The sequence below is a fragment of the Domibacillus sp. genome, assembly GCF_031181085.1.
GTDB lineage: Bacteria > Bacillota > Bacilli > Bacillales > Domibacillaceae > Domibacillus.
The window spans coordinates 1-21,785 of sequence record NZ_JAPSLE010000007.1 but is presented as its reverse complement, the minus strand read 5'-3'; the positions used below and the strand labels follow the sequence as shown (position 1 = coordinate 21,785).

Genomic DNA, 21,785 nt, shown 5'->3' with positions numbered 1-21,785 from the left:
GTGATTGTTGAAAAAGTAATTGGAAATGTGGAAACAGATGATATTCGTGCGCCGCATACAGAACGGGTTTTCCTGTCGAGTGACGAGCTTGTTAAACGCATTCAGCGTGTAAAAACAGATCATGGACGTGAGCTCGGTATTCGGCTGCGGGAGCCGAAAGACTTGCAGAACGGGGATATCTTATACTGCGATGATAAAAACATGATCGTCATCCAGGTGCTGGCCGATGATGTTCTAACTATTATGCCGGAGTCAATCGGCCAAATGGGAGACATTGCCCATCAGCTTGGCAACCGGCATCTGCCGGCTCAGTTTGAAGGCGATGAAATGATTGTGCAGTATGACTATTTAGTCGAACAGCTTCTCGAGCAGCTCGGCATTCCTTTTCGCCGTGAAGAGCGCAAGGTGAAAAAAGCATTCCGCCATATAGGCCACAGCCATGATTAATCCAATGCTGTCCTTTATGCAGCTGTGTGATTCCAATTTTCCTTCGGGTGCGTTTTCGCACTCATTTGGACTGGAAACGTACATTTACGAAGGCAGCATTCATAATGCTGAAACATTCGAATCAGCCATGCGAATCTATATGGCCAATCAAATGGCTTATACGGATGCTCTCGCCTGCCGGCTTGCTTATGAGGATGTGGAAGCCGGCCGCTTTGATCATTTAATGGAGCTTGACCACATGCTTTCCGCGCTGGCACTGCCAAAAGAAACAAGGGAAGGCACTCGGAGGATTGGTGAACGAATGGCCAAGCTGTGTATGGACTTATACGAAAGCCCGTTGATCAATATGTACTACAAACAAATCCGCCAAAAGAAAGCGGTCGGCCATCCGTCTGTTGTGTTTGCCCTGGCGGCCCATTATCTTCAGGCTGGCAAAAAAGATGCCATCGCTGCACACCTTTTTTCAGGTGTTCAGTCTTTGGTTCAAAATGCTGTCCGGGCGATTCCGCTTGGGCAGACAGACGGCCAGCGGATCCTGCTGGCGCTGCAGCCGTTGATGAGAGAGATTGCAGACCAAACAGAAGAGATGACGAAAGAAGAACTCGGTATGAATATGCCGGGGCTTGAAATCGCACAAATGCGCCATGAACAGCTGCCTGTTCGGCTTTTTATGTCGTGAAAAACAAAAGGAGTGGTGCAGAATGGAACCAGTACGTATCGGTGTTGGAGGACCAGTTGGTGCCGGCAAAACAATGCTTGTAGAAAAGCTCACACGTGCGATGAACGATGAATTCAGCATGGCCGTTGTGACGAACGACATTTATACGAAAGAAGATGCCCAATTTCTTATTAAAAACGGGGTTCTGCCGGAAAACCGCATTATAGGAGTGGAAACCGGAGGCTGTCCGCACACAGCGATTCGGGAAGATGCCTCCATGAACTTTGCAGCAATTGATGAATTAAGAGAGGCAAATCCGGATTTGGATATTATTTTTATAGAAAGCGGAGGGGACAACCTGGCTGCCACATTCAGCCCGGAGCTTGTGGATTTTTCGATTTACATTATCGATGTGGCGCAGGGTGAGAAAATTCCGCGTAAGGGCGGCCAGGGCATGATTAAATCAGATTTGTTTATTATCAATAAAACGGATCTCGCCCCCTATGTAGGAGCCGATTTGGATGTGATGGCGGAAGATACGAAAAGATCACGTGGAGCAGACAAGCCGTTTTTCTTTACGAACTTAAAAGAGGAAACGGGACTTCAAGACGTGGTGAGATGGATTAAAGAAAATGCACTTTTGATGGGGCTGGAAGCATGAACATGACCGGCACGCTGCGGATGAAAGCAGTCTGCCGGGGCGATAAAACGGTGATAGCTGATACGTATTTTGACGGCGCGTTTAAAGTAGCACGCCCGATCTATTTTAATGAAAGCGAGCCAACGGTATACAGCCTTCATGTCGGCGGCGGATACGTAGGAGGCGATCGCTATCATACAGAGGTGATTCTCGAACCGGATGCGAGAATGATATTGACGACGCAGTCTGCCGCAAAAGTATATAAAACACCGCATGAGCCGGTTTTTCAGTCGATGAATGTATCTCTCGCGGCGGGCAGTGTGTTTATGTATATGCCGGACCCTCTCATTGCGTATGAGCAGGCACGCTTTGAGCAGACAACCACGATCCATATGGAAAAAGGGGCAACGCTGCTTTACAGCGACAGCATAACGCCGGGCTGGTCTGAGAGCGGCCGGCCGTTTCGCTATGAGTGGATTCGGTCGAAGCTCAAAATATATGAAACTGGCCAGCTGCAGGTGTATGACCACCTTTTTTTAAAACCGGACCAGCAGCCTTTATTTTCCCTTATGCAAATGGAGGATTGTACACATGTCGGCTCTCTTTTTATCGTTTCGCCGCTGCTTGAGCCCGGCTGGCAGGAAGAACTGGAGCCGCTTCTGGCTCCGTATAACGATGGAGCGCGAATTGGGTTTTCTACGCTTAAAAATGGCGGCTGTACCGTACGGATTCTGGCCCGCGCCTCTCATGTCATCGAAGAAATCATTCTGCAGTGCACCAACTGGCTGCGCCGGAAACTGGGCCAGGAGCCGCTGCAGCTTAGAAAGTATTGAAAGAGGGAACCATTTATGATTCAAGGCGGACTTTTATCGATTTTATTGCTTGGATTTGCATTAGGGATTAAGCATGCAGCAGAGCCGGATCATATTATTGCGGTTTCGACTATTGCAAGCCGGACAGAAAAGCTGTACCGCTCATCATTAACGGGTGTGTTTTGGGGGCTTGGGCATACGGCCACGCTGCTGATCACCGGTGTCACCGCGATCGCACTGGGCCGGCAGATTCCTGAGAATCTTGCAGCTCTGCTCGAATGTTTTGTCGGAGTCATGCTCGTTTATTTAGGTGTAAACGGAATGCGTGGAAGCTGGAAGGCGGGCGAAACAGTACCCACAAAAAATCATTTGCGATTGGCGTGATCCACGGGCTTGCCGGAAGTGCGGCCATGGTACTGTTAACAGCGACACAAGCTGACAGCAGCTCAGGAGCCTTTCAGTTTATTTTGATTTTTGGAGCGGGAACAGTTGCCGGTATGCTGCTTTTTACAACTTTGCTGGACCTTCCATTTTTAGTTACATCATGTAAAACGATTCCGCTTTTTTTAATGCGGATCACGTCATTAATCAGCGTTTTGTACGGTCTTTCTTACATTATAGAGACTGGTTCAGGACTGATCGCAGGATAAAAAAGAAGCAGCCGGTAAGCCGGCTGCTTTTTTTCTGCCTAGAGGCAATACTTCTGTAAAGATGACACTCTCAGTATACAGAAAGGGAGCGCAGCGGAACAACAAACCGGTTAGATTATCTGACAAAGAAATCGTCCTGCTGCAAGAGTTCCGCTTTCTTCGCCCAAAACCGCTTTTTAATGTTCGGCGCTGTCGTTCGTTGCTATACTAGTAATCAGGTAAAAAAAGAGAGGAAGGATGGAATGGCGACGGAACAAACAAATTTACGGCTTGTCCTGGCGGGGCTGCTGCTGGCCATTTTAATGGCTGCGATGGACAACACGATTGTGGCAACAGCGCTCGGCTCCATTCTGGCTGATTTAGGCGGCGTAGACAGCTATGTATGGATTACCTCCGCATATGCAGTAGCGGTGCTGGCAGGCATGCCGATTTTCGGAAAGCTGTCGGATATGTATGGAAGGAAACGCTTTTTTATATTTGGACTGTTTGTATTCTTAATCGGTTCTGCCCTGTGCGGCATTGCCCATTCGATTCCACAGCTGGCCGTGTATCGGGCCATTCAAGGAATTGGCGGCGGCGCACTGATGCCGATTGCGTTTACGATTGTATTTGACGTGTTTCCGGCCGAACAGCGGGGAAAAATGACCGGTATGCTTGGTGCCGTGTTTGGCGCCTCAAGCGTGATTGGCCCGCTGCTTGGTGCGTTTATTACAGACGCCATCAGCTGGCACTGGGTATTTTATGTCAATGTACCGATCGGAATAATAGCACTGCTGCTGATTTTGCGCTTTTACAAGGAAACGCCGGTGCATACAAAGCAGAAAATTGACTGGGCTGGCGCGGTTACGCTGGTAACAGCCGTTGTCAGCTTAATGTTTGCGCTGGAGCTTGGCGGAAAAGAGTTTGCCTGGACTTCATGGCAGAGCATGTTGCTGTTTGGTTTGTTTACTGTATTTATTGGGCTGTTTTTATGGATCGAAACAAAAGCGGAAGAGCCGATTATTTCGTTTTGGATGTTTCGCAGCCGGTTGTTTGCGTCCTCTCAGGTACTCGCTTTCTCGTACGGGGCTACGTTTGTCGGGCTGACGATTTTTATCCCGATTTTTGTTCAGGCGGTGTACGGGGGATCGGCAACCAATGCCGGAATTATTTTAATGCCGATGCTGCTTGGGTCCGTTGCCGGAAGTGCTTTTGCAGGGATCGCACAGGCCAAAATGCCCTATCGTCGTATTATGTGGATTTCTGTAATTGTCTACGCGGTTGGCATGGCTCTTATGGCAACTATTTCTCCGGAGACAAGCCGTGTGCTGCTGACGGTTTATATGGTGACAGTTGGACTTGGCGTCGGGTTTTCGTTTTCGCTGCTGCCATCCGCGAGTGTACACAAAATGGATTACCGGCACCGCGGCTCGGCGAACTCTACCAACTCCTTTTTCCGATCACTTGGGCTGGCGCTGGGTATTACCGTTTTCGGCTCTATCCAGACGAAGCTGTTAACAAATGAGCTGGAGAATAAATTAGGTGGAGGCGGTACAGGAACGTTTGGCATTGATAACCTTCAGACTATATTTCAGTCCGAGCAGCGCGCTCAAATTCCAGCGGACATTTTGAATGTGATCACCAATGCGATGTCCCATTCGATTGCGGCAACATTCTTATGGTCACTCATCCCAATTACGATTGCGTTTATGGCAGTTTACTTTATGGGAGACGAACAGCTGCAAATAGAAGGGAAAAAACAAACAACTTAAAAAAGAGCCGTTCTTCTCGTTCGAAGAGCAAGTCGTGAACAGGTTTACGATTAAAGCAGAAGGAGATAATGTAAAAGGGATAGTCAGATCGGTAAGCTTTTAGCCAGAAATAAAATAAATGAAGAAAAGCTTCATCATCACTTGGTAAGCAGCCCAAAGAATGAGCTGCTTACAAGAAAAATGATGAGAATCGTTGAAGAGGTGAATGAATATGCAAGCTGTTCATTTTGGTGCAGGAAATATTGGCCGCGGCTTTATCGGAAGCCTTTTATACCAATCAGGATATGAATTGTGCTTTATAGATGTAAATCGTGAAGTGGTCGACCTGCTGAACGAAAAAAAGGAATACCGGGTTGTAATGGCGGATGAATCACGTGAGGAGCATATGGTGAGAAATGTCCGGGCTATTAACAGCGCTGAGGAAGCGGATCGTGTAATACAAGCTGTTGCTGAGGCAGATCTCATTACAGCCGCAGTTGGCCCGGCGATTTTGCCGCATATTTCGCGGCTTGTAGCAGAAGGCCTTCGGAAGCGGACATCAACTGTTAATATAATTGCGTGTGAAAACATGATCGGAGGGAGCACGCTCTTAAAAGAGAAGGTACTTGAGAAAATACCAGAAGAAGAGCGCGATGCTATTTTGTCACGGACTGGATTTCCGGGCGCGGCCGTTGATCGGATTGTGCCTAACCAGTTAAATGAAGATAAATTGACGGTGGTCGTTGAACCATTTTACGAGTGGATAGTGGAAGAACTCAAGCTGATTGGCGATAAGCCGGCAGTAGAAGGCATCACCTGGGTGGCGGACTTAAAGCCATACATTGAACGGAAGCTGTTTACGGTTAATACCGGTCACGCAGCTGCAGCTTATTTTGGCTGGCAGACCGGCGCCCAAACGATTGATGAAGCACTCGAAATAAAGCAAGTTGCAAATGCGCTCCAGGCAGTCTTGAACGAATCCGGGCGTCTTTTAGTAACGAAATACGGATTTGATCAGTCTGAACACGACCAATATAGCCAAAAAATCATTGGCCGGTTTGCTAACCCGCATATTCGCGACCATATTACCCGAGTGGGCCGTGCGCCGATTCGTAAGCTCGGAGGAAACGACCGTCTTCTTAGTCCGGCTAAGCAGTACGAGCAGCTGATTGGTGAAACGCCGGTTTACTTAGCTAAAAGTATTGCAGCGGCGCTTTTATATGACTATGCGCAGGATCCGGAAGCGGTAGAAGTTCAAGGGGAAATTGAACATAGGGGGATTGAATCCGCGCTGAAAAAGTTTACGCAGCTGGATGAGTCAGACCCGCTTTTTGCTGAAGTTATGAGGCAATATGAATCGATGCGGGAAAAAGGGATTTAACAAGAAGCTGGCTCCATCAGCTTCTTTTTTTGTCGTTTCCGGCCCCGGCTGCCAGTCTGGGAAAAACGAGCGTACGTTTTCAAGCGAGCTGGTTTCATGATATGATAAAAGAACTTCAAACGGATAGTGACTTCCATGAGAGTTGGGGGTCAAAAAAAAATAAATTACTAGAGGTGACGTGTTTTTTTATGTTTACACAACTGAAAAAAGAATGGTTCGGCAATGTCCGCGGGGATATTTTGTCGGGGATTGTCGTAGCGCTTGCGCTTATTCCGGAAGCGATCGCTTTTTCGATTATTGCGGGAGTAGATCCAATGGTGGGTCTGTACGCATCATTTTCGATGGCGGTTGTGATTGCCTTTATGGGAGGACGCCCGGCGATGATTTCTGCTGCGACCGGAGCGATGGCGCTTGTGATGGTAACACTTGTGAAAGACCATGGACTTCAGTATTTGTTTGCGGCTACCATTTTAACCGGGGTGCTGCAGCTGATTTTCGGCTGGCTGAAAATCGCGCGCTTGATGAAATTTGTGCCGCGTTCGGTGATGGTTGGATTCGTCAATGCGCTCGCTATTTTAATTTTCACTGCCCAGCTGCCCCAATTCGCAGGCAGTTCAGTGGTTATGTATGTGTTTGTGGCGGCAACGCTCGCTATCATTTACATCCTTCCGCGCTTCGTTAAATCCGTTCCTTCTCCGCTTGTTGCGATCGTTGTCATGACGATCATTGCAGTAGCTGGCGGCTTCGATTTGCGGACAGTCGGTGATCTTGGAAACATTACTCAGTCTTTGCCATCATTTCTGATTCCAGATGTACCATTGAATATGGAGACGTTGTCGATTATTTTCCCGACGGCTTTAGCACTTTCGATGGTCGGCCTTTTAGAGTCACTTCTTACCGCATCCATTGTGGATGATATGACGGATACGACAAGCGATAAAAACCGGGAAGCACGCGGACAGGGAATTGCAAACATTGTAACCGGCTTTTTTGGCGGCATGGCGGGCTGTGCCATGATTGGCCAATCGGTTATTAATGTGAAATCCGGCGGCCGCGGACGGCTGTCTACCTTTGTGGCAGGGGCGTTTCTGCTGTTTTTAATTATGGTGCTCGGCGATGTAGTCGTAAAAATTCCGATGGCGGCATTGGTTGGTGTCATGATTATGGTCTCAATTGGCACATTTGACTGGTCATCTCTTAAAGCCGTCACGAAAATTCCAATCACGGACAGCATCGTCATGGTCGTGACGGTCATAACCGTCGTGCTCACACATGACCTGTCAAAAGGAGTGTTCGCCGGCATTCTGCTGAGTGCGATTTTCTTTACCGCGAAAATTTCAAAGGTAACTGTATCGTTTTTCCACAAGGGGGATACGCTTCACTACAAAGCAGCAGGACAAATCTTTTTCGCATCCGTTACGGATTTTGTGAATGAATTTGACTATCAGCCGGAAGGAATTAAGAATGTGCATATTGATTTTTCTGAGGCACACATTTGGGATGATTCTGGCGTGGCGGCGGTGGATAAAATTGTGTTGAAATACCGTGATAATGACATCAAAGCTGTCCTGACAGGCTTAAATGAAGCAAGTTCATCGATGGTGAAACGGATGGCTGTTCACGATAAGCCGGATGCAAAGCTGTCTGGACATTAACATGTAAATGAGCGCATTGTGTAAAAGCAGTGCGCTTTTTTTAACAAAGGGGGATGTTGATGAACGGTCGTATTTTACTGGCATCAGATGGATCAAGCCACGCACTTCGGGCAGCGGAGGAAGCGATTAAGCTGGCCAAAGTGCTGAACAAAGAGATTGTGATTATATTCGTCGTTGATTTTGATCAATCCAAAAGGGACGTCTTGCACAGTGCGGGCGCTATTGATCTGGAACAAAAGCGAAAAAAACAGCTTCAAAGCACAGAACAGAAAATAAGAGAAGCAGGTGTCTCATATTCGATTCAACTGCTTCACGGCGTGCCGGGACCGGCAATTGTAGAATACGCGAATAAGGAAGCTGTTTCCTATGTAGTGCTGGGCAGCCGTGGCTTGAACAGTCTGCAGGAAATGGTGCTTGGCAGCGTCAGCCATAAAGTGGCAAAGCGTGTAAACTGCCCTGTATTAATTGTGAAATAATGCAAGCCATTCTCTTTTTGAGAATGGCTTTTCTTTATAATAAAGAAAAGGGGGCTTGAACATGATGTATGAAGAGGTAATGGAAAAGCTTGAGCAGTTCGGTTCAGATCAAACGAAAAAAGCACTTGCCCGTCACGGAGCCAAAGAGCCTTTTTTTGGTGTCAAAGTCGGCGATTTAAAAAAACATTTTGTCAAGGAAGTAAAAAAAGATCAGCAGCTCGTCTATGACTTGTACGCATCCGGCAATAGCGATGCTATGTATTTAGCGGGTTTGACAGTGAAGCCGAAAGAAATGACGAAAGAACGGCTGAACGAATGGGTACAGGATGCTTACTGGTATATGATCAGTGAATATACAGTCGCACAAGCTGCAGCGGAATCTCTTTTTGCACTTGAGCTTGCGCGAGAGTGGATGCAGTCGGGTGAAGAAATGATTGCGGCTGCCGGATGGAGCACCTACAGCAATTACCTGTCGATTGCTCCAGATGACGATGTAGACAGGGAAGAAGTCCATAAACTGTTGAACAAAGTAGAAAAAAACATTCATACGGAGCAAAACCGCGTTCGGTACGTCATGAATCAGTTTGTGATTTGCGTGGGTGCTTATTATAAGCCGCTTTCAGAGCGAGCGAAGGAAATTGCAGCACGTATAGGGAGCGTGCACGTTAATGTTGGGGGTACGGCCTGTAAAGTTCCGCTTGCCACAGCGTATATTCAAAAGATAGAAGAACGAAATGCAGTCGGTGAAAAGAGAAAAACGTGTATTTGTTAGATAGAAATTTTTTGTAAGATAATATAACAATGAAAAAGATTTTTTAAAAAGTTCATGGTAAGATTTTTATACGTAATCGAACACCTAAACTAAAAAGCGCTTTGCAAAGACTGGACCCCTGCCAGTACTATTGCAGAGCGTTTTTTACGTGAGATTAAAGATGGCTGGAGAAATGTTCACTGCTGCACTTCATCGAGGAAAAGGTGAAAAAGTTTACGTGGTGCCTCAGTGCTTGCCCAAATGGACCAAACAAAAACAAGTCTCTCGTGTATGAGAGACTTTGTTTTTGTTTGGTGGGAAAAGTAGTTATCTAATAAAGAGCAGTAGTTTTATGCTGCTTTTCGTTCCGCTTTCCGGTCTGCCTTTCGCGCCCAGTAGGTGGCTAAAAGCGGTCCGGAAATATTGTGCCAGAAGCTGAAAATGGCACTTGGCACAGCAGCAAGAGGACTGAAATGAGCGGCTGCAAGAGCAGCGCCAAGTCCGGAATTTTGCATGCCGACTTCGATTGCCATCGCTTTTCGGTCTTCATATGGCATCTTGAAGAGTTTTCCTGCTAAGTATCCAAGCAAATAACCAAGACCGTTATGCAAGATCACAATACCAAAAATAAGCAGTCCGGATTCTACAATTTTTTCTTTGCTATTTGATACTACCGCCGCGACAATCAGCACGATTGCTATAACGGAAATGAGCGGCAAAATCTCCACACTTTTTTGCACCTGCTTTTTAAAGAACCGCTGCACGATAAAGCCAAGGATAATTGGCAGAAGCACGACCTGCACCACTGAAATAAACATGGCAGAAGCGGACACTTCAAGCCATTCGCTCGCTAAAAGATATATAAGCGCCGGCGTTAAAATCGGTGCCAGCAGTGTAGAGACTGATGTAATGGCCACGGATAGAGCAGTGTTTCCTTTTGCCAAGAACGTCATAACGTTAGAGGCAGTACCGCCCGGACAGCAGCCTACTAAAATTACACCGATCGCAATTTCCGGCTCCAGCCGAAGTCCTTTTGCGAGGGCAAAAGCCAAAGAAGGCATAACAATAAATTGGGCTAAAACCCCGATGATCACTTTTACAGGATGCCGGCCGACTTCTTTAAAGTCTTCTCCTGAAATAGTCATCCCCATCCCGAACATAATCACACCAAGTAAAATAGAAATATAGGGCGCAATCCATGTGAACTGTGCGGGAAGAAAAAATGCGAATGCCGCAAACAAAAGCACCCAAATAGCGAATGTTTTGCCGGCAAATTGACTAACTTTTACGAACATATTCAATTCGTATTCACCTCCGTTATAGTAGAATAGCATAAAATAAGTCGAAATAAATCATATTTTCTGATTTTTTGCGTTAATTAATTTTTTTACAATAAAAAAGAACAGCCGTAAAGACTGTTCTTACTTCTTCAAAAGGAAGTGCCGGCACTCCTTTTATGAAAACCGGCTGAATAATGTTCGGTTCCGTTTTCCTTCTTCGACTTTTTTAAGACGGCCGTGGGACTGGGCGTAGCCGGTCCACTCCTGTTCTGCTGAAGAGAGGGGAAGGAAAGCTTTCGTAATCGGAAACAGCACCAGTGTAAAAGCAGCAATTAAGATCGGTGCCATTTCACCGTTAACGCTTTGGCCGCCTGTCCATACCATCATGGTGACAACCGCCGCTCCGACAAGCAGCTGTAGACCGAAGTAACGGCTGCGGGCAACAGCCCGTTTAGCCGATTCAAGCTCTGTCCATTTTTGTTCAGTACGCTGTTTTTTCTGCTTCGCCCGCTTATATTGTAAATTAATTCACAAATTCTAGCTGCTTTATCATTTATTCTCTTTTACTGCCGAAAGATATAGAATTTCAGCATAGAATTTGAATGATTTGTGACATTTTTCACAAAACATTCTTTCACCGTGAAAAGAGAGTAAATTCTGAAATGAAAGGGAAAAGCGTGTATAATCAGGGATAAAAGAACGATGAAAGGGGTTTACGGGGATGATTGAGCGGCTGCATCATGGGGAAGAAGCAACAGCAGCGGAAATTCTGGCACTGCAAATACCTGCTTATAAAGTGGAAGCGTCATTAATTGGGTATGACGGCATTCCGCATTTAAATGAAACGGTAGAGATGATTAAAAACAGTGATGAAATTTTTATCGGATTTTTAACAGAAGGAGAGCTGTGTGGTTTTCTTTCTTATAAAGACGAAGATGGATCGGCCTTTATTCAACGGCTGGTTGTTCACCCGGGACACTTTCATGAAGGGGTTGCTTCAAAGCTCCTGACATATTTTCTGCAGGAAGAATCGGCAGGGCGGACGGTTCTTGTTACAACCGGCGCAAAAAATGAGCCTGCACGCAATTTGTATAAGAAATTTGGATTTGAAGAGCTGGATACGCTGCTGCCGGAGCCGGGTGTAGAACTGGTACTGCTGGAAAAAAAACATCAGTAAACATTTATTGCTCGTATTTTCACAAGAAAATAGTGTAGAATAAGTGCTGTATAAAATTTTTAAGATCAGAAAGGCTGGAAGATAGATGTCATTAACAAACCATGGAACGATTCCTGTAGCGGTTTCGGCCCGCCACATCCACTTATCACAGGAGCACCTTGAAATTTTGTTCGGAAAAGGCCACGAGCTCACAAAGCGCGCGGACTTATCGCAGCCGGGTCAATTCGCGGCGGAAGAAACGGTAACGATTGCCGGTAAGAAAAGTGAAATTGCACGTGTTCGTGTTCTTGGCCCGTGCCGTCCCGCTACACAAGTGGAAGTAAGCTGGACAGATGCTATGAAGCTTGGCGTACGTCCGCCGCTTCGTGAGTCAGGTGATATTAAAGGATCTGAAGCTGTGACGATCACAGGTCCTGCGGGTACAGTGGAGCTTGAAGAAGGCTTAATCATTGCCCAGGCGCACGTTCATATGACACCAGCAGATGCAGAAAAATACAATGTAGAAAACGGCCAGATCGTGACTGTAGAAATCGGCGGCGACCGTCCAATCGCGTTCCGCAATGTCGTGATCCGCGTATCTGAAAGCTATGCGCTTGAAATGCATATCGATACAGACGAAGCGAATGCCGGTTTTATCTCTCAGGGCGCTAAAGGCGACATTTGGGCGTAAGCTTACATAAAAAAGGTTTGATCCTCTCGGGGATCAAGCCTTTTTTTATGCAATCCGTCTTTATATAACTTCAGGTTGCTCTGTTCAATCAATAGGGCTTTATAGGGCAGTAAGAGAATGAAGAAAGTATTGCTGCATAAATAGAGGAAAAATAAGGCGGGTCTTCAGTTTATGATTAAAATGTTATACAAGGGAAGGCAAAAGTTCATACTGATTTTCCAATACAATGGGACGGATACGTTTAAGCGGGCTTACTTCTGCACGGAAACGGGAAAAATAAAAAAAGGAGGTGGATAGATGAATACTGCTCAGAGAATCTTGAGCCGCTTTTTTGCTGAGCGCTTTTACGACCAGGCGGCGCAGACAGCTTACTACCTGCTGCTGTCTGCGATTCCATTTATCATTTTTATGCTTTCATTAATTCGCTTTTTTCCAGTGGATCAGCAGGCCATTCTTGATTTTATCCGTCCGTATGCGCCGGGGGAATCGTTCACCTTAATTGAAGAAAATGTCGCGGCTGTACTCTCTGCTGAACAAGGGCAGGTGCTGTCACTCAGCCTAATTTCTACGTTTTGGCTGTCTTCGATGGCAGTTCAATCATTAGGCCGTTCCCTAAATGACGCCTACAAAATTGAACGGGACCTTCCTTTCTGGAAAGGACTTTTGCGCGATTTTGGCGTTACATTGATTTTTATGTTCATCGTGCCGCTGTCGTTTGTGATTCCCTTGCTGGAAAGAGTGCTGCACTGGCTCGTATCGCAATCGGGCACGCTTGAGCAGCTGTCAAGGCTTTTGGATATATGGCCGGCAGCCCAATGGGGGATTGGAACCCTGTTTTTGGTAGTGTTTTTTATCGCTTTTTATAAAATTATTCCAAACGATCAAGTACCTATTTTATATGTTCTGCCGGGCGCGCTGTTCGCGGCACTCGGCTGGCAGATCGTGTCTTTTCTGTTTGAAAGCTATGCAGCGGCAGTCAGCTATACGCGCTTGTACGGGCAGCTGTCGGGGATCATCGTGCTTGTCCTCTGGTTTTATTTAACGGCTGTTGTGATTTTGCTTGGCGGCCTTTTTAATGCAGAAAAAGAACAAAGATAAAAAAGAGTTCTTTGGACAGAGCTCCTCAGACTGTAGACAAATGATATGGATGACCGTGCACATGAATGAAGTGGATCGGCGGCATCCAGGCAGCTCCGCTTTCCATGGGGTCTGCGCTGCCTCTTGCCGCCAAGATTGTATAGAGCTCATAAGGTCGTATTTTTCTGTTTAAGAAAGAGAACATTTCTACTCAGTCCTTGCTTGTGAATCTTCAATACCACTTACCAGCGCTTTTTTAAAAGCGAAAGACTTTGTCTGCACACTGAGGAGCTCTTTAGGCAGGGCTCCCTTTTTATGGGTTGTCGCTTTGAAAAGACAAACAGGTTAAATAATGATCATTCAAGTATTGCTGCCGGGTTACATTCTTTGTTTCAGAAAAACCGTCCTCAAGCAGTTCCTCAAATCCCTCGTCTGTTTCAAACCAATGAACAAGCAGTGCCTCGTTTTCTCCGAGCGGCAGTGCGATGCCGATGATATACTCGGGACATTCAGTTCTTATATTCCATTTTAGACCGTCTGCCCAATGCTCGTATCTGCCGTTTGGAAGCCGGGAGCCTGCAAACGCAAATGGCTTCTTCCATCTTTCCAATGTGTGTTGAATAACGGGTTTTGCTGTAAGCGCCTGCTTTTCTCCGATATAGTGAAGCCATAAAAAAATGTTTTCGATCATCGCGTACCATTCATCAAGGGCAGATTCAACTGCATCGTGCGTGACGTATGTGCTGAGAAGCGGAATCCATTTGCGATGCAGCCGTTCAAGCTGTTCGGGGTCCGCATGCTCCTCGACATAATCAGAAAAGCCGTTTAAAACCGCTAGCAGTTGGCGTTCGTAAAGAGAGGTCACCGTCAATGTTAAATCCCCTTTTTGATTTTTATTATAAAGGAGAGATGGAGGAATGGGCAGAAGTGTATGGTACATTGCCGTAAGTCTTAATGGCTTTATTGTAAGAGAGGAAGGGTCAGTGTATTGGTTCGATAACGTAAAGGGAGACGGAGGAGACAACGACTGCCTGGCTTTTTGTAAAACCGTTGATATGCTTCTCATGGGCGCGGCACGTATAAGAAAATGCTCCAGCTAACGGATGATTTTCCATGTGCGAGCAAGAAATGCTGCGTGCTGTCACGAGAAGGCGGAAACCCGGCAGCTGGCGACGATAAACTGTACCGACTGGAATATTAAAGATGAATATCCACTCTACCCCTCTATTGCAGGCAGAATAGTTGCGGCTTCTTCTTTTTCCTCCTACTCTAAAGAAAAGGAGTGGAGAAAGATGAAAGTAGAAATTTGGTCTGATTTTGCCTGTCCGTTTTGCTATATCGGCAAACGCCGGTTTGAGGAAGCGGCGGCACAATTTGACGGCAACATAGAGATAGAGTTTCGCAGCTATGAGCTTGACCCGCATGCACCGGTTAAGTCAGAGGAAAGTGTGCACAGCGCACTGGCGAAAAAGTACGGTATGACAGTGGAAAGTGCCAAAGCAATGAATGACCGAATGACTGAGCAGGCAAAGGAAGCCGGCCTTGTTTATAACATGGATACCATTGTTTTAGCAAACACGCACGATGCACACCGCCTGTCCCATTTTGCCAAAGAAAAAGGAAAAATGAATGAATTTACAGAGCGGGTATTAAGGGCTTACTTTACTGAATCCGAACATATTGCAGATGCAGATTTGCTGGCTGGATGGGCAGAAGAGGCAGGTCTGGACCGAGCTGAAGCAAAAGAAGTACTGCAAAGCGGCAAATATAGCGACCGTGTCCGCGCTGATCAAGAAGAAGCGCGCGACATTGGTATCGAAGGTGTCCCATTTTTTATTTTCAATGATAAATACGCTGTTTCCGGCGCGCAGTCTGTTGAGGCGTTTAAGCAGGTGCTTGATCAGGTAGCGGCTGATGAAGAAGTAACAGCAGGAAAAACCGAATGGTGCCAGGATGATGACTGCACGGATGGGGAAAGCAGCCAGGATTGAATGCTTGAAAAATAGACTTCTACAACGGAAGAGAATAAGAAAGCGCCGCTCAGCCATTTGTGAGATGAAGGGAGAGGCCAAAGCCGCTAACGGCTTTGGCCCTTTATAGGATAACGGGAGGCCTAAAGCTCAAACAAGCCGGGCGCAATGAATACGGCTCGCTGTGGCGCCGATTGTGCCGCCGCCTGGAAAAATCGAATCGCTGCACAGCCATAGATTCGGCAGACCGGAGCGGTGAGACAGCGAGCCAAACAGCGCGTGCTTAGTAGTTTGCGGAAAGCCGCCTACATACCCGCTTGGCCGCTTCGTATGCCGTTCCTATGCTTTTGGCGCACCGGCTTCCATATGGATAATCATTTTGCGGAAATTCGGGTACACGGATCCGATCATCGACAGCACCTTCTCGGTCAGCGTTCGTTTGCCTTCCGGTGCCCGCAGGCGGTGGTCTTTGGCAGAAGGAGACATAAATAGGTGGCTGCCCTCACTCATTGAATCTGAAGAAATCTGCCCAAACAGCGGAAATGAATCCGGGATCAGTGCTCCGTCCAGCAGTAAGTAGAGGATATGCGTAACCCAGATTGGCCTGCCGGCAAGCTTTCGATACCGGCTTGAAAGACCGTTTACGAGAGAGGGCGGCTGCTGGATGGCGCTGTTAAAGACAATATGCTTGGCGTGGTATTCGTTGCCGTGCTCGTCAACAGCGGTCCATCCGCTGTTTTTTTCATGGATAAAATCCGTCGGTTTTTCTTCAGGATACCTCCGTTTTTGCGAATCGAGTCTGCCAATGTTTCAGTGACACGGTATAGGCCGCCTCCCACGTAGTACGTGCCTTCGTGATAGATATCAGGTGTCGTCGTTGCCATCAAATAGGAAACATATTTTGAGGTTGTCTGCATACTGTCGATTAACTGGCCGTCAAGCAAATGAACAACTGGGCCTTCTTTGCCGAGGCCATGCTTGTGCAGCCGGTCTTCAAGTGTGGTGTGCAAATGGCGCAAGCTTTGCATGCCAGGGTCGGAGAGACAAAAGCAAATACGCCCATTCGCCGGCTGTTTTAGGCGGAAGAGCAGGAAGGGGTTTCATGAGCTGGCGATGGATGCCGCTGTTTCCTATAATTCTTTGTAAAAAGAGCGGATCCGGCTGGCCGCATGTGGAAAATGGGCACAAATAGCTTCAAGATACTGTGCACGGTCCCATTAATAAGGAATAGACTGTTTGGGAAATGAAGCGTCATAACCGTATCAAGCAGGCGCAGCACCCGCTCGTGAAGACCTCCTCTTTCAAAACCCATGCCAGGTATTGCACCCACCGGGAAAAGAGCATGCCGCCGCTGGAATTTTCAGGCGCATCCGCCCCATACAGAAGAAGTTTCGAGCACTGCCACGTTATGCCTGGTTTGAGCTAAAATAACTGCTGCTGTTGACCCGCCGATAATAAGTGTATGCACAAAATCACCTCTTTTCTTTAGTGTGAAGAAGGAAAAGAAATCTTGCAATGTTAAACTCGTTCAGAAAGGAAGATAGAACATGAGATATGCGATCCTGGGCGACCTGCACTCAAGTGTAGAGGATACAAAAGCAGTGCTGAAGCAGATTGAATGCCGTGCACCAGATGCAGAAATTATGGGACTTGGTGATTTATATGAATGCAGCATCCGCAGGCGAAAAGCAGCTACAACAAGGGGTATTTCAATGGAAAAAGCGGCGCAGATACCGGAAGAGTTTGCACCGCTTCTCACTTTTCCATCTGTCCGGGGAAACCAGGAAGAGCGGATTATGCTTGTGACCGGCTGTCATGATTTCGCTCATCTGCCGGAGGAATTAACAATCGACGGCGCCGTGTTAATGCATGGACATCAATGGAAATGGGCAAAGGGCGGGCTGCCGATCCTGCCCAAAACTGATCCGCCGCTCATTTTTTTCGGGCATAGTCATACAGCCGGACTGTACCGGAAAGGAAAACCGCTGCCATTCGAATATGGAAAGCCAATCCTTTTAAAGAAAAAGCGGTATGGGATTAATGTCGGTGCCGTCTGGCAGTCCCGTGAATGGGTGCTGTACGATTCGACGGCACGGACCGTTACATTTATGAAAGCTTTGTAAGTAAGAAAACACGACAATGGGCTTGTCGTGTTTTTTATTTAAAGCAGCATAAAGAAATGAGCCAAACACATTAAAAAGGGAATCGGTCAATCCATCTAAACAACAGGGTTCATTCCAAAAAACGTTTGAATTGAAAAGAACCCTCCTTCTATAGAAAAAGAAAGAGGGCTCTTTCAGTTAACCGCCAAGAAAAAACAAGACGATCGGAATAGTGAGAATACTCAACAGCGTTGTAATCAATGTTGTAAAGGAAACGAGGTCGGGTTCTGTGCCGAATTGAATCGCAAACATAGTCGTATTCGCTGCAGCCGGCATGGCTGCCAGAAGAATCATCACGTCCTTTAATAAATCATTGGCCGGTATAAAAGAGACGATGGCGGCAGCGAGAAGCGGTGATACAATCATACGGATCACAGAGACCGCGTTTACGTATTTGTATTCGACCCGCTTTGTCGCAATCACTGCCAGTTGCATGCCTAGCACAATCATCACGGTCGGAATCGAAGCATCTGCCACTAAGCTGATCGCGTCCATAAACGATGGCGGAATCGAAACATGCAGCAGCTGAAGCAAGACGCCGAGAAAGGCTCCATACAAAACAGGCATCCGCACGACCCGCTGAAGCGACTGCTTTAAGGTCGTTTCTTCTTCGCCGCCAAGAGACGCCGCAAACAAGCCGATTGTATTCATTAGAAATGATTGGAAGACCATAATAATAACCGCGTATTCGAAGCCTACAGCGCCAAAAGCAAACAGCACAACGGGTGCTCCGTAATTGCCGCTGTTCATAAAAACACCGCCCAATACCATCGCCGCCATTTTTTGGCGGCCAGCTTTCATAAAAAAGCCGGTAATGAGTACGACGACAATAAGGACAAGCGATAAAACGAGGCAGAAAACCGTAATGTACACGTATTCCACCGTTAATTTGTTGGCATAAAAGGTTCGAAAGGCAAGAAAAGGCGACATTAAATACAGTGCAGCCATCGAAATGGAGCGAATTTCAAATCCGATCCATTTTTGTCCGAGATAGCCGGTTAAAAAAATCAGGAATGCTGGCAGCACAATCATAAATAATTCCAAAACGAGGTCATCTCCGTCCCATTTCAACTCTTTCTTTATCATACCAAAATTTTTTGTCGAAAACAGGCGAATTTCCATTCCTTGCTATAGGCGAGCGGAGCTGATTGGTGTACAATACAAGATGTTGTTTTTCAGAAGTAGAGAGAAATTATCTGAAAAAACCGACTAGTCGGTTAAAATATATATTGGAGGAAAGTATGAACGAAACAAAACAAGTAAAAATTGTAACAGCTGATCCGTCAGCAATTGGCTTGTTCGGATTGGCCATTGTCACACTTGTCGCTTCATCCCAAAAACTGGGCTTGACAGATGGATTGTCTCTAGTGATTCCGTGGGCTATTTTTCTCGGCGGTATTGCGCAGTTTTACGCATCTATTTTAGACACAAAGCACAATAACACATTTGGTGCCTCTGCTTTTGCAGCATACGGCCTGTTTTGGATGGGAGTCAGCTTATCATGGCTGATGAATCTCGGTGTATTTGGCCAGATCCTGCAGGAAAATGCGGATATGCATCAGCTTGGTTTTGCATTTATCGGTTATCTTATTTTTACGGTCTTTATGACAATTGGCGCACTAGAAACAAATAAAGTGCTGTTTATCATTTTCTTTTTAATAGATTTCTTATTTATTGGGTTGTCCCTTAGCTCATTTGGCATTATGGAGCATGCGGCGCATCAGCTCGCTGCCTACTCAGAGCTGCTTATTTCACTGTTCTCGTTTTACGGAGCAGGCGCGGCTGTGCTGAACACGCATTTCGGACGAGAGTTTCTTCCGGTTGGCAAGCCGTTTGGCATCATTAAAAAAGGGTAAAGGATGTTCCGTCGGCGATTTGGCCGGCGGGCTTTTTTTTATGAAGTGAAAGGGCTATAATGGTGGCATTGAACACGATTGGGGTGATTCGGTTGGACGCCTTGCTTGAGAAACAATATGACATCATGGACGTCAGCCTGCTGGCGGGAAAAATTATGCTGGAAAACGGCGCCGAGACGTACCGGGTAGAGGATACAATGATGCGGATTGCCCTGTCATACGGTATTGAAGAATCGCACAGCTTTGTAACACCGACAGGCATCATGTTTTCGATTGAAACAGATGAACCGACAAAAACAAAATTAATACGGATTTCAAAGCGAACGACGGATTTATATAAAGTAAGCGCGGTGAATGCTATTTCCCGGCGGATCAGTGCGGGGGAGCTGACCGTTTCCGAAGCATACAAGGAGTTAAAAGCCATTCAGAGAGCGCCCATGTTTTTTTCTTTTTTGGTACAGATTGCAGCGGCGGCTTCAACGAGCGGCTGTTTTGTGATTTTATTGAAAGGGTCATGGGACAATATGATTCCGGCGATGCTGTCTGGAGCACTTGCTTATTTTCTTCTATTAAAAGTAGCCGATATCGTCCCGACGATGTTTTTCTCCGAATTTATTGCGGCTCTTGCCGGCGGCGCGGCTGCGTACGTGTTATTCCGGCTCGGGCTGGGCAGTGATCTTGATCGAATTATTGTCGGTACACTGATTCCGCTCGTTCCCGGGTTGTTAATTACAAATGCGGTCCGTGATTTAATGGCTGGCCACTTTCTTTCCGGACTGGCCAAAGGAGCAGAAGCGCTGTTAACCGCTCTTGCCATCGGAACAGGAATCGCTGTTGTCATGACGTTTATTTAAGGAGGATGCGGGCATGACCGTTTTAACAAATATGTTTTTCAGTTTTGTGGCAGCCGCAAGCTTCGGGATTATGTTTAATGTGCCGAAAAGCCTGCTGTTCAAGTGCGGCACCGTCGGTATGGCCGGCTGGATGGTGTATTATTTTTTATCCGAGTACAGCATTGATTCGCTGCCCGCAACGATTGCTGCTTCCTTTACCATCGCATTGATCGGCCATGTATACGCGAGGGTGTACAAAACGCCGGTTATCATTTTTACGATTGCCGGGATTATTCCGCTCGTTCCTGGAGGCACGGCGTATCGGGCGATGCGTTCGTTTGTACAAAACGATTACAATGCCGGCATTAATCTGGCGGCAAAGGCATTTATGATTTCGGGTTCTATTGCACTCGGACTGATCTTATCCGATGTATTTTACCAGCTGATTTTGAGGAAAAAAGCGCCTGCCGAAAAAAAGCAGGCATAGAAAGAAGGGGCACTTTGCAAAAAATAAAACCATACTTACTGCTCATTTTAGTGATGATGATTTGGGGATTTAACGTGCCGCTTATTAAAATACTGGTCAGCACAGTCCAGCCGGTGACGATCACCGCATTTCGTATTTTCGCGGCATCACTTGTTGTATTTATTATTTTGACCAGAATGGGAAAAGTTCATTGGCCCGCTATTTATCATTGGAAGTACATTTTAGGCGGCGGCTTGTTTAACGTTTTTTTTCATCACTTGTTTTTAGGGCTTGGTGCAGCTGGAACAAGCTCTGTTCATACAGGCATTATATTGGGACTGGGCCCGATTTTAACGGCCTTTATGTCCGTTCTTTTTTTCCAGCGGGGATTGTCCGCGTTGCGGGTGCTTGGCTTTTTAACAGGAACAGCCGGTGTGCTGGTGACAGTACTGGGCGGAGGAGCTGGATTAGGAGGATTTGTGCTGGGCGATTTGTTTATTTTCTTCTCGATTACAGCCCAGGCCTTCAGCTTTATTTTAGTGAGCCGCGCTGCGCGTGATATCGATCCGCTTTTGTTGACCGGTTATATGCAGCTGTTCGGTTCATTAGGACTGTTTATGACGAGCTTTCTTTTAGAGCCGAATGGCCTCGCATCGCTTCAAAACGTCCATTTCCAAACCGTCATTGTGTTCCTTGTCTCTGCAGTCGGAGCAACAGCGGTCGGCCATTTAGTGTACAACAATACGATTACAAAAATCGGCCCGGCCGAAGCGGCGATTTTTTTAAACTTAAATACTTTTTTCTCAATCGTCGGATCTGCGGTAATTCTGGGTGAACCGATTTACTATTATCACTGGCTCGGGCTACTGCTGATTGTACCGGGTGTGTTAATGGGATCAGGCGCACTGGAAGAAATGATTCGCAGGCGCAGGCGTGCTGTAAGGTAAACAAAAAAGCCCGGCTTCCGTGGGACTGACCCCCATTTTTGAGACAGGGATCAAAACACCTTTAAGCAGCCAGCTGCCGGTACTTGACCGGCGGCTGGTTGTTTAGTTTCGCTTGAATACGGATATGGTTATAATAGTGAATATAGT

General features: G+C 46.6%; 25 protein-coding genes and 1 pseudogene. 20 read left to right on the top strand and 6 right to left on the bottom strand.

Annotated elements, in window-relative coordinates; translation table 11 throughout:
* The 10 genes and pseudogenes from ureE (at position 1) to RIN81_RS11555 (ending at position 9,221) form a co-directional block, all read left to right on the top strand.
* Complete coding sequence (gene ureE, locus RIN81_RS11600; protein ID WP_242232607.1) at positions 1–447, top strand: urease accessory protein UreE; 447 nt, start codon at positions 1–3, stop codon at positions 445–447.
* On the top strand, positions 440–1,126 hold the full coding sequence (locus tag RIN81_RS11595) for an urease accessory protein UreF (protein ID WP_309090335.1): 687 nt from the start codon (positions 440–442) through the stop codon (positions 1,124–1,126). The genes ureE and RIN81_RS11595 overlap by 8 nt, the downstream gene beginning before the upstream one ends.
* A gap of 22 nt (positions 1,127–1,148) precedes the next feature.
* Positions 1,149–1,766, top strand: coding sequence for an urease accessory protein UreG (gene ureG / locus RIN81_RS11590; protein WP_309090331.1), 618 nt, complete (start codon positions 1,149–1,151; stop codon positions 1,764–1,766).
* A complete protein-coding gene (locus RIN81_RS11585; protein ID WP_309090329.1) occupies positions 1,763–2,578 on the top strand; it encodes an urease accessory protein UreD in 816 nt (271 codons plus the stop codon). The genes ureG and RIN81_RS11585 overlap by 4 nt, the downstream gene beginning before the upstream one ends.
* A gap of 15 nt (positions 2,579–2,593) precedes the next feature.
* Positions 2,594–3,207 (top strand): annotated as a pseudogene (locus tag RIN81_RS11580) (HoxN/HupN/NixA family nickel/cobalt transporter).
* Between the two features lie 242 nt (positions 3,208–3,449).
* Entirely contained in the window at positions 3,450–4,958 is a 1,509-nt protein-coding gene (locus tag RIN81_RS11575) for an MDR family MFS transporter (RefSeq protein ID WP_309090327.1), read from the top strand.
* Positions 4,959–5,169: 211 nt separating this feature from the next.
* Positions 5,170–6,318, top strand: coding sequence for a mannitol-1-phosphate 5-dehydrogenase (locus tag RIN81_RS11570; protein ID WP_309090324.1), 1,149 nt, complete (start codon positions 5,170–5,172; stop codon positions 6,316–6,318).
* Between the two features lie 188 nt (positions 6,319–6,506).
* On the top strand, positions 6,507–7,973 hold the full coding sequence (locus RIN81_RS11565; RefSeq protein ID WP_309090322.1) for a SulP family inorganic anion transporter: 1,467 nt from the start codon (positions 6,507–6,509) through the stop codon (positions 7,971–7,973).
* A gap of 59 nt (positions 7,974–8,032) precedes the next feature.
* Positions 8,033–8,449 (top strand): universal stress protein, encoded by a 417-nt coding sequence (locus RIN81_RS11560; RefSeq protein WP_309090320.1) that lies wholly within the window; start codon positions 8,033–8,035, stop codon positions 8,447–8,449.
* Positions 8,450–8,510: 61 nt separating this feature from the next.
* Positions 8,511–9,221: a DNA alkylation repair protein gene (locus RIN81_RS11555; RefSeq protein ID WP_309090318.1), complete on the top strand. Its 711-nt coding sequence runs from the start codon at positions 8,511–8,513 to the stop codon at positions 9,219–9,221.
* Positions 9,222–9,550: 329 nt separating this feature from the next.
* Here RIN81_RS11555 and RIN81_RS11550 read toward each other — a convergent pair whose 3' ends face one another.
* Complete coding sequence (locus tag RIN81_RS11550; protein ID WP_309090316.1) at positions 9,551–10,501, bottom strand: bile acid:sodium symporter family protein; 951 nt, start codon at positions 10,499–10,501, stop codon at positions 9,551–9,553.
* A gap of 153 nt (positions 10,502–10,654) precedes the next feature.
* On the bottom strand, positions 10,655–10,867 hold the full coding sequence (locus RIN81_RS11545; RefSeq protein WP_309090314.1) for a hypothetical protein: 213 nt from the start codon (positions 10,865–10,867) through the stop codon (positions 10,655–10,657).
* Between the two features lie 334 nt (positions 10,868–11,201).
* On the opposite strand from RIN81_RS11545, the gene RIN81_RS11540 reads away from it, so the two are divergent.
* The 3 genes from RIN81_RS11540 (at position 11,202) to RIN81_RS11530 (ending at position 13,425) form a co-directional block, all read left to right on the top strand.
* Positions 11,202–11,657: a GNAT family N-acetyltransferase gene (locus RIN81_RS11540; protein ID WP_251271368.1), complete on the top strand. Its 456-nt coding sequence runs from the start codon at positions 11,202–11,204 to the stop codon at positions 11,655–11,657.
* Between the two features lie 85 nt (positions 11,658–11,742).
* On the top strand, positions 11,743–12,327 hold the full coding sequence (gene pduL / locus RIN81_RS11535) for a phosphate propanoyltransferase (protein ID WP_242232621.1): 585 nt from the start codon (positions 11,743–11,745) through the stop codon (positions 12,325–12,327).
* Between the two features lie 297 nt (positions 12,328–12,624).
* On the top strand, positions 12,625–13,425 hold the full coding sequence (locus tag RIN81_RS11530; RefSeq protein WP_309090312.1) for a YihY/virulence factor BrkB family protein: 801 nt from the start codon (positions 12,625–12,627) through the stop codon (positions 13,423–13,425).
* A gap of 292 nt (positions 13,426–13,717) precedes the next feature.
* On the opposite strand, the gene RIN81_RS11525 is transcribed toward RIN81_RS11530, so the two are convergent.
* The gene (locus RIN81_RS11525; protein WP_309090310.1) at positions 13,718–14,275 is read right to left on the bottom strand and encodes a hypothetical protein; all 558 of its coding nucleotides are present in this window, start codon (positions 14,273–14,275) and stop codon (positions 13,718–13,720) included.
* A gap of 46 nt (positions 14,276–14,321) precedes the next feature.
* Between RIN81_RS11525 and RIN81_RS11520 the strand changes: the two genes are divergently transcribed.
* Positions 14,322–14,504: a dihydrofolate reductase family protein gene (locus RIN81_RS11520; RefSeq protein ID WP_309090308.1), complete on the top strand. Its 183-nt coding sequence runs from the start codon at positions 14,322–14,324 to the stop codon at positions 14,502–14,504.
* Positions 14,505–14,696: 192 nt separating this feature from the next.
* A complete protein-coding gene (locus RIN81_RS11515; RefSeq protein ID WP_309090306.1) occupies positions 14,697–15,395 on the top strand; it encodes a DsbA family oxidoreductase in 699 nt (232 codons plus the stop codon).
* Between the two features lie 318 nt (positions 15,396–15,713).
* Here RIN81_RS11515 and RIN81_RS11510 read toward each other — a convergent pair whose 3' ends face one another.
* Together RIN81_RS11510 and RIN81_RS11505 are read right to left on the bottom strand one after the other, a co-directional pair.
* Positions 15,714–15,884, bottom strand: a complete 171-nt coding sequence (locus tag RIN81_RS11510; RefSeq protein ID WP_309090304.1) for a hypothetical protein — start codon at positions 15,882–15,884, stop codon at positions 15,714–15,716.
* Positions 15,885–16,015: 131 nt separating this feature from the next.
* A complete protein-coding gene (locus RIN81_RS11505) occupies positions 16,016–16,393 on the bottom strand; it encodes a hypothetical protein (protein ID WP_309090302.1) in 378 nt (125 codons plus the stop codon).
* Between the two features lie 528 nt (positions 16,394–16,921).
* On the opposite strand from RIN81_RS11505, the gene RIN81_RS11500 reads away from it, so the two are divergent.
* Positions 16,922–17,497: a metallophosphoesterase family protein gene (locus RIN81_RS11500; RefSeq protein WP_309090300.1), complete on the top strand. Its 576-nt coding sequence runs from the start codon at positions 16,922–16,924 to the stop codon at positions 17,495–17,497.
* Positions 17,498–17,674: 177 nt separating this feature from the next.
* Here RIN81_RS11500 and RIN81_RS11495 read toward each other — a convergent pair whose 3' ends face one another.
* Positions 17,675–18,580, bottom strand: a complete 906-nt coding sequence (locus RIN81_RS11495; protein WP_309090298.1) for an AEC family transporter — start codon at positions 18,578–18,580, stop codon at positions 17,675–17,677.
* 197 nt (positions 18,581–18,777) lie between these two features.
* Between RIN81_RS11495 and RIN81_RS11490 the strand changes: the two genes are divergently transcribed.
* The 4 genes from RIN81_RS11490 to RIN81_RS11475 are packed head-to-tail and all read left to right on the top strand — an operon-like array spanning position 18,778 to position 21,638.
* Positions 18,778–19,392: an acetate uptake transporter gene (locus RIN81_RS11490; RefSeq protein ID WP_309090296.1), complete on the top strand. Its 615-nt coding sequence runs from the start codon at positions 18,778–18,780 to the stop codon at positions 19,390–19,392.
* Positions 19,393–19,451: 59 nt separating this feature from the next.
* Complete coding sequence (locus RIN81_RS11485) at positions 19,452–20,246, top strand: threonine/serine exporter family protein (RefSeq protein WP_309090294.1); 795 nt, start codon at positions 19,452–19,454, stop codon at positions 20,244–20,246.
* A 13-nt stretch (positions 20,247–20,259) separates the two neighbouring features.
* A complete protein-coding gene (locus RIN81_RS11480; RefSeq protein ID WP_309090292.1) occupies positions 20,260–20,712 on the top strand; it encodes a threonine/serine exporter family protein in 453 nt (150 codons plus the stop codon).
* Positions 20,713–20,726: 14 nt separating this feature from the next.
* Positions 20,727–21,638, top strand: coding sequence for a DMT family transporter (locus RIN81_RS11475; RefSeq protein ID WP_309090290.1), 912 nt, complete (start codon positions 20,727–20,729; stop codon positions 21,636–21,638).
* Positions 21,639–21,785 lie beyond the last annotated feature (147 nt).